At 39.3% G+C, this 7,574-nt stretch carries 10 protein-coding genes; 3 read left to right on the top strand and 7 right to left on the bottom strand.

Features of this window, described 5'->3' with window-relative positions; genetic code table 11:
• Positions 1-281 precede the first annotated feature (281 nt).
• Positions 282-827, top strand: a complete 546-nt coding sequence (locus J8L70_RS15320; protein ID WP_211056450.1) for a gamma carbonic anhydrase family protein — start codon at positions 282-284, stop codon at positions 825-827.
• Here the strand turns inward: J8L70_RS15320 and J8L70_RS15315 are convergent.
• Together J8L70_RS15315 and aroE are read right to left on the bottom strand one after the other, a co-directional pair.
• Positions 811-1,065 (bottom strand): DUF1488 domain-containing protein, encoded by a 255-nt coding sequence (locus J8L70_RS15315; RefSeq protein ID WP_211056449.1) that lies wholly within the window; start codon positions 1,063-1,065, stop codon positions 811-813. The genes J8L70_RS15320 and J8L70_RS15315 overlap by 17 nt on opposite strands.
• Positions 1,062-1,886, bottom strand: a complete 825-nt coding sequence (gene aroE, locus J8L70_RS15310; RefSeq protein ID WP_211056448.1) for a shikimate dehydrogenase — start codon at positions 1,884-1,886, stop codon at positions 1,062-1,064. Before aroE ends, J8L70_RS15315 begins: the two co-directional genes overlap by 4 nt.
• Positions 1,887-1,933: 47 nt before the next feature.
• On the opposite strand from aroE, the gene J8L70_RS15305 reads away from it, so the two are divergent.
• On the top strand, positions 1,934-2,371 hold the full coding sequence (locus J8L70_RS15305) for a group II truncated hemoglobin (RefSeq protein ID WP_211056447.1): 438 nt from the start codon (positions 1,934-1,936) through the stop codon (positions 2,369-2,371).
• A gap of 30 nt (positions 2,372-2,401) precedes the next feature.
• Here J8L70_RS15305 and hemF read toward each other — a convergent pair whose 3' ends face one another.
• The 5 genes from hemF to J8L70_RS15280 form a co-directional block, all read right to left on the bottom strand.
• Positions 2,402-3,343: an oxygen-dependent coproporphyrinogen oxidase gene (hemF, locus tag J8L70_RS15300; RefSeq protein WP_211056446.1), complete on the bottom strand. Its 942-nt coding sequence runs from the start codon at positions 3,341-3,343 to the stop codon at positions 2,402-2,404.
• A gap of 2 nt (positions 3,344-3,345) precedes the next feature.
• Positions 3,346-3,909 carry an L-threonylcarbamoyladenylate synthase gene (locus J8L70_RS15295; protein WP_211056445.1) on the bottom strand — a complete coding sequence of 188 codons (564 nt, stop codon included), beginning with the start codon at positions 3,907-3,909 and terminating at the stop codon, positions 3,346-3,348.
• Positions 3,910-3,932: 23 nt separating this feature from the next.
• Entirely contained in the window at positions 3,933-4,511 is a 579-nt protein-coding gene (locus tag J8L70_RS15290; RefSeq protein ID WP_211056444.1) for a topoisomerase DNA-binding C4 zinc finger domain-containing protein, read from the bottom strand.
• Between the two features lie 152 nt (positions 4,512-4,663).
• The gene (gene dprA / locus J8L70_RS15285) at positions 4,664-5,746 is read right to left on the bottom strand and encodes a DNA-processing protein DprA (protein ID WP_211056443.1); all 1,083 of its coding nucleotides are present in this window, start codon (positions 5,744-5,746) and stop codon (positions 4,664-4,666) included.
• A gap of 61 nt (positions 5,747-5,807) precedes the next feature.
• Positions 5,808-6,929: a LysM domain-containing protein gene (locus tag J8L70_RS15280; protein ID WP_211056442.1), complete on the bottom strand. Its 1,122-nt coding sequence runs from the start codon at positions 6,927-6,929 to the stop codon at positions 5,808-5,810.
• 119 nt (positions 6,930-7,048) lie between these two features.
• Here J8L70_RS15280 and def point away from each other — a divergent pair, with 119 nt between their 5' ends.
• Entirely contained in the window at positions 7,049-7,558 is a 510-nt protein-coding gene (gene def, locus J8L70_RS15275) for a peptide deformylase (RefSeq protein ID WP_211056441.1), read from the top strand.
• Positions 7,559-7,574 lie beyond the last annotated feature (16 nt).

The following is a 7,574-nucleotide window of genomic DNA, read 5'->3' as shown; positions in this document are numbered from 1 at the left end:
CTCGCTATGCGTTGCGCTCTGCCGTCTCAGTGGGGTCGCATTATAGGGAGATCCGAAAACAGATCAACCCTTTTTTAAAGAAAACGTGAAATAAATGACTGTTCGCAGAATATTTGAGCTAAAACACTCAAAACAGATAGTTTTATGACCAAAAACAGTTAATTTATAGTGATTAGTTTTTTCGTTTTGGTTGTTAAGGATATTAAGCCGTGAATATATTATCTTCTTATGGCATATTTTGTTTTCATTGCGCTTAATTTCATGACTTAAAGGAACAGCTTATGGCTATTCGCTCTTATAAAGGTATTACCCCGTCTTTTGCTTCATCTGTTTATATTGATGAGTCTTCTGTTTTAATTGGCGATATCACGCTAGGTAAAGATAGTAGTGTCTGGCCGTTAGTGGCAGCAAGGGGAGATGTTAACTTTATCCGCATTGGTGAGCGCTCGAACATTCAAGATGGTAGTGTTTTACACTTATCTCGCCCAACTAAAGGCAATCCTGATGGCTATCCCCTTTTAATTGGTGATGATGTGACCGTTGGCCATAAAGTAATGTTGCACGGTTGCCAGCTAGGTAACCGTATTTTAGTAGGCATGGGTGCTATTGTAATGGATAACGTGATTGTAGAAGATGATGTCATTATTGGGGGAGGATCTTTAGTTCCGCCAAACAAGTGTTTAGTGTCTGGCTTTTTATATGTTGGCAGTCCAGTAAAACAAGCTCGTCCTTTAACATCTGAAGAACGAGCATTTCTCAAAGTATCTGCTGAAAATTATGTAACGCTTAAAAATGAATATTTAGCTGATATTAAATCATCGGACTAATATCTATTTTTCCTTCTAAGTTATAGCTTTCATCAATAATTAATTGTTCAGCGAGCTCTTCATAATCAAAGCGGTGGTGCTCAAAGTGCATATGAGCTTGCTGATTGTTAGATATTGATAAAGCTTCGCTGGCAATAACACACTCAACCAACATCCCACTAACTTGCGCATAAAATATAATGTGCTGTTGTTGAGCATGGTATTCAAGACGGTCTATAAATTGAATTGCTTGATTCATCGTAATGTACCCTGCTTTAACATCTCAACAACTGGCAGTATTTCAGGCATTTTATCTCGCCACACATAATATGCTTGTGCAGCTTGGCCTACCAGCATGCCACTTCCATCTAATAATGTAGTGTTATCGTTATGAGTGGCTACCCATTTTAAAAATACCGTATGAGTTAATGAATAAAACATGTCATATGCGACATCGCATTGCATTAAATGAGCTGCAGCTAAAGCAGGTAATTCGCCGTTCATACTGCTTGATGTTGAGTTTACTATAATTGAATAGTCATTCACGGGTAAATCATCAAACCCAAAAGCACTTATTTTACCATATTGTGTAAATAGCTCAGCCAATGCTTGTGCTTTACTTTTCGTACGGTTAACAATAACTATTTCTCTAGGTTGATGTGCAAGCAAAGGCAGTACAACCCCTCTAGCTGCTCCACCAGCGCCAATAATAAGAATTTTCTTATCGGCTATTGGTACATTGTTCGCAAGTAAATCATTTACAAAGCCCACGCCATCGGTGTTGTCGCCAAGCAGCTTACCATCATCTAATTGTTTTAAAGTATTAACAGCACCGACTATTTTTGCTAATGGAGTCAGTTCATCTGCCATAGCGAATGCCCGCTCTTTAAATGGCATAGTGACATTTGCACCTTTGGCACCACTGTTAAAAAATTCAGATACTGTTTTTTCAAAGTCATCTATTGGTGCTAATATGGCTTTGTAGCCAATTTCCTCACCTAGTGACTTAGCAAACTGTGTATGTATCGCGGGAGATTTTGAATGTTGTATTGGATTTCCAAACACCGCATATTTGTCCATGCTAAAGCAACCTCTTTTATGCTCTATGAGCCTTGATGATAAATATTATGATTAAACAACTTTTTACAAAAACGAAGCCAAAACCAGAAAACGAAGTGCCTACACCAGAAAAAACACCGTATGAGATAATTGGTGGTGAAGCTGGTGCTCGCGCTATTGCTAATAGATTCTACGACATTATGGCAACCGATGAATACGCTAAACCGTTATATGATATGCATCCTCAGCCATTAGATAGAATTCGACAAGTGTTTTTTGAATTTTTATCAGGCTGGTTAGGTGGACCCGAGTTATTTGTAGAAAATCATGGACAACCGATGCTTAGAAAGCGCCATATGGCATTTCCAATAGATGAGAGCTTACGTGATCAATGGATGCACTGTATGAACAAAACCCTAGATATTGAAATAGACAACCCATTACTGCGCGAAGGATTAAGGCAATCATTGACACAATTGGCCAGCCATATGATAAATCAACACTGATAAAAAAAGACGCTACCGCGTCTTTTTTCTCTACTCTCTATCAATGAATATATCCGACGAGGTTGCTAGCCACTCTTGTGGACGTAAATAATATTTATATAAATTAGCTTCTGCACTATCTGGTTCTGGATTGTAATTATACTCCCATCGCGCAAGAGGTGGCATCGACATTAAAATAGACTCGGTACGCCCGCCACTTTGCAAACCAAACAATGTGCCTCTATCCCACACTAAATTAAATTCAACATAACGCCCACGACGATATAACTGAAACTCACGCTGCCGTGCTGTATATTCATCAGTTTTACGGCGTTCAATGATCGGTACGTACGCATCTAAAAAGCCATTTCCCACAGCTTGCATAAATGCAAAGCTTTGCTCAAAGCCCAATTCATTTAAATCATCAAAAAATAAGCCTCCTACCCCTCGAGTCTCATCACGATGCTTTAAGTAAAAGTATTCATCGCACCACTTTTTATACTTAGGGTACATGTCAGAGCCAAACGGGGCACACAAATCATGAGCGACCTGATGCCAATGCTTTACATCTTCTAAAACGGGGTAAAAAGGAGTCAAATCAAACCCACCACCAAACCACCATATTGGCTTCTCACCTTCTTTTTCGGCAATAAAAAAGCGCACATTAGCATGGCTTGTTGGTACATGGGGATTTTTTGGGTGGATCACTAATGATACACCACATGCATGAAAACTGCGGCCGGCAAGCTCTGGGCGATGCGCCGTTGCAGAACCAGGCATTGACGCACCAAATACATGTGAGTAATTAACTCCACCTTGTTCTATAACATCGCCATTAGTGGTGACACGAGTACGCCCCCCCCCACCTTCGCTTCGCTCCCAACGGTCTTCAACAAACTTTGCTTTACCATCGGCTTGCTCTAGGCCTTGGCAAATAGTGTCTTGCAAAGCCATAAAATAAGCTTTTACTTGCTCTAATAATTCGCTTTGCATAATTAACCTCTAAATACTTTGCCTGTCATGGCGTCTTTTATAGTGCTAGGTTGTGAATTACCACCTAAAGGTTCATCAACGTAACACCCTACTTGCTGAGCAAACTGTGTTTTAGCTTGTTCAATACTGTGAACCGTTTGCTGCCCAGTTAAATTTGCACTTGTCGATACCAAAGGTTTACCAAATTGCTGACATAAACGCTTAACGGTTGGGTGATTAGTTACACGTACGGCAATCGTATCAAACTGACCAGTCAGCCATTTTGGTGTACTTGCGGCTGCAGGCATAACCCAAGTGATCGGCGCTGGCCAACTTGAGAAAATATCTGCTCGTTTATCCATTGGCAGCTTAGCATCATCAACATACTTTAATAATTGCCCATAATTATCAGCAATTAAAATAAGCCCTTTTTCAACTGGGCGCTGTTTTATAGCTAAAAGTTTTTCTACTGCACTTTGATTGTCGGGGTCGCATCCTAAGCCATATACAGCTTCAGTTGGATATACAATCACGTCACCTTGTTCTAAGCTGGATATTGCCGAAGGTGTGTTAGGCAAGTCTGACAAAATATTCTCCAGAAATTTTTTCGTTAATCTGTGGCTGATAATTTATGCATACAGCCTTTTTGTGGGCATTGTAGCACAACCCCATTGGCCATTTTTTTCTCTATTAATATCGGCCAGCTGCATTTAGGGCAAGTATGCGCAACAGGCTTATTATTTAGGGTGTATTTACAACTAGGGTAGCTATTACATGAATAAAACGTTTTACCAAACTTATTACTGCGCGATACTAGCTGCCCTTTTTTACATTTAGGGCAATCAGGTAAACTCTCTTTTTCTTGTTCTGCAGATTCATCGTCATTGGCAATATAGTGGCATTCTGGGTAACCAGTGCAACCAATGAACATACCATAACGACCATTTTTAACCACCAGCGGTTTACTACATTCAGGACATGATGAGTCTTCGAGCACTTTAATTTCATTACTATCGTGATGCGCTAATGGCCTTATATAATCGCACTTAGGGTAACTGGCACAACCTAAAAAAGGCCCTGATTTACTATTTCGAATCACTAACTCAGAGCCACATTGTGGACACGTTTCATATTCTTTTTCAAGAGCATGTTTAGTTGCCGAGAAAAGCGATTGGTCGATTTTACTCATAGTGATCCTAGAAGCTAGTAAATTTGCGCTTAATATACCCAAACCAACTAAAGTTACAAGCTGCAGTGGTCTTTTTAAACGATTTAAGCATCATAATGGCGACATTTATTCTTTGTTATGCTTTTGCTATATAACGCTAAGCTATTCCTACTTTAACCCAACCTAATATATCCATCGAGTACACGCTCTACTTTATCCGTTAGTTCTAAATCGAGTAATCGCGACAGTACCTCCTCAACTGGCAACCCACTGCGCCTTACAATATCGTCAACACTGCTTACCTCAAAACCGATACAAGTAAGCACTTTGCATTGCGCCTCTGTTGGCATGGGCTCTTCAGTACTATCAAAGTCATAGTCGAATGATAAACTCACTTCATCTAGAATGTCAGAAACATTTTCGACTAACTTAGCCCCTTGCTTAATTAAAAAGTGACTGGCTTGCGAAAGCGGATTTTTAATTGATCCAGGTACGGCAAATACATCTTTGTTTTGTTCAAGTGCATAGCGCACCGTTATTAACGATCCACTTTTTATCTCAGCCTCTACAATTAATACACCGAGAGTGAGCCCTGAAATAATCCTGTTTCGACGAGGGAAATTATGTGCTGTCGCTGCTGTACCAGGTAAAAACTCACTCACCAACAAACCACTTTCTAATACTTGCTTTGTTAATAGTCGGTGAGCCTTAGGGTATAAAATATCAACTCCCGTCCCCAGTACCGCAATTGTTTTTTTAGACCCTGCTAACGCTCCCTTATGCGCGGCCCCATCAATACCTCGCGCCATACCTGAGGTTACAGTAATACCAGACAGCGTAAGTTGATAAGCAAATTCTGAAGCGATTTCAAGTCCTATAGGTGTTGCATTTCTGCTACCTACAATCGCTATTTGTGGTGTTGATAATAAACGAATATCGCCTTTACAAAATAGTAGTAACGGGGCACTTGCTATATGCTTTAATTGCTGCGGATATTCATTATCAAAAAAACTTATCGCACAAATTGATTGCTCATCAAGCGTATGCTTTATTTGTTTCACTCGCTGCCAGTCTGTACATTTTAAATGGGTTGCTTGTTTGGTATTTAACCCTAAAGCAAGGAGGTCTGTTTTAGATAGTTTAAAAAGGGAATCTAATGATAGGTTTTCGGCTAATACTGATAAAGTTTTAATGCCGACTCCTTGGCATAAATATAACGCTATCCAATGCTCTAATTTTACCGATGTTTGTTCCATGTGATGCTCTCCTTATTAGGCTGCTGCAATGCAGCAACCTGTTAAGCACCGGTTACACGCTTTAATGAACTACAGCAATATCTCCCACGCGAATCGGGTGCTGGTTTTTAGTGATCAATGCATAACTCACATTGTTATAAACCTTAAATACAATCATCTCACCGACCTTTTCTTTTGGCATATTCCACACGGTTGCGTTCTCATCGGGTTCTACCCCAAAAAACTCACTTGCATCAGAAATTAAATTTTCTAATTGATTTGAATCCTCTGGGTATCTTGGTCCTCGTGAGCTATCAATAACGCTAGGAGATTGTCTTTCGATATCTAACACATGACCCACTTCGATATTTTGTTTCGCCCCCAAGTTCAGTACTATAACATCCATCGTACTGAGCTCTCTTACTTGTTGAGATGAAGCAATAACACTTCCTTCTACAGGCGCATCTGGACGGTGTATCTTAAAATAAGCCGGTAACATTTGTCCTTCCATTATAGGCAATAAAAAGTCACCTTGGTTTATTTCTCTTTTTACTGTTTCAACCCTTAATGATGCCGGAACACCATTCTGAACATCTCCACTTCGAAAAGCGCGAGCAGTTCCTGCAAAACTAGCTCTATTGGCCAGCACATCACCTGTTTTAGGATCAACATAAGGTCCATCTAAATGATAAATTCCATATGATTGGTTGAGTTTTAAATTTCCATTCACATAAATGATATGGTTAAGCGTCTGTGTTTTCGAATTATAATTAGAGCCTAAAACATAAGGTTTACTTTTAACATCGTCAGCATCTACAGCTTGTTCATATGTTAAATATGAGCGAATCATCTCAAGTGGCAAAGTGGTAATGGCACTTTTACTTTTAGATGTAATGCGTCCATGTGGAGAGAGCTTTTTATAGGCTTTATTAATGACCAAACGCGGATTTCCCTGCGCGTCATAGGTTAATCGAAGCGCATCGCCTGGATAAATTAAATCTGGGTTAGCAATTTGTTGATTTGCCTGCCATAACTCAGGCCATAACCAAGGATCACTTAAATAAATAGCGGAGATATCCCAAAGCGTATCACCTTTTTTTACAACATATTGTTTTGGTGCATCTTTTTTAATTTTAAGCACATCAGCTGTTACTGAAAAAGTAGCAAAAAGTGCAATTAAAAGCGCATATAATGGTGATTTCATAAAGCTTCCTTGTATAGTTTTTTCATTATTATTGACCAAAACCTGTTAAAGGTGAACGCGAATGGCTAAAATAAGTTCATACAATACCCTAAATTAAGCAAAATGTGTAAAAGGTAACTATGGCTAGGTTAGAAGTTTTAAGATTTCCGGATGAGCGTTTACGTACAGTGGCTAAGGAAGTCAGCGAAGTAAATGATGAAACTCGTCAAATAGTAAAAGACATGTTAGAAACAATGTACGATGAAAATGGTATTGGTCTTGCGGCGACTCAAGTAAATATTCACCAACGCATTGTAGTGATTGACGTATCTGAAGAACGCGACCAACCTTTAATATTGATTAATCCACAAATTATCAAAAAAGATGGTTCGACCATTAGTGAAGAAGGCTGTTTATCGGTACCTAACTCTTATGCAAAAGTCGATCGTGCTGAAACGGTTACCGTAGCCGCATTAAATGATTCAGGCGCTGAATTTGTACTTGATGCAGATGAATTACTAGCCATCTGTATTCAACATGAGCTTGATCACTTACAAGGTAAACTATTTATAGATTATTTATCTCCATTGAAGCGCCAACGCATTCGTAAAAAGCTTGAAAAAGAAGCTAAATTTGCTGCGCAACAATAAGCACCTTAATAAATAA

The organism is Pseudoalteromonas sp. MMG010, from assembly GCF_018100905.1.
Lineage (GTDB): Bacteria > Pseudomonadota > Gammaproteobacteria > Enterobacterales > Alteromonadaceae > Pseudoalteromonas.
Note: the sequence above shows the minus strand (reverse complement) of the source record. Positions and strands in the feature narration are given on the sequence as shown.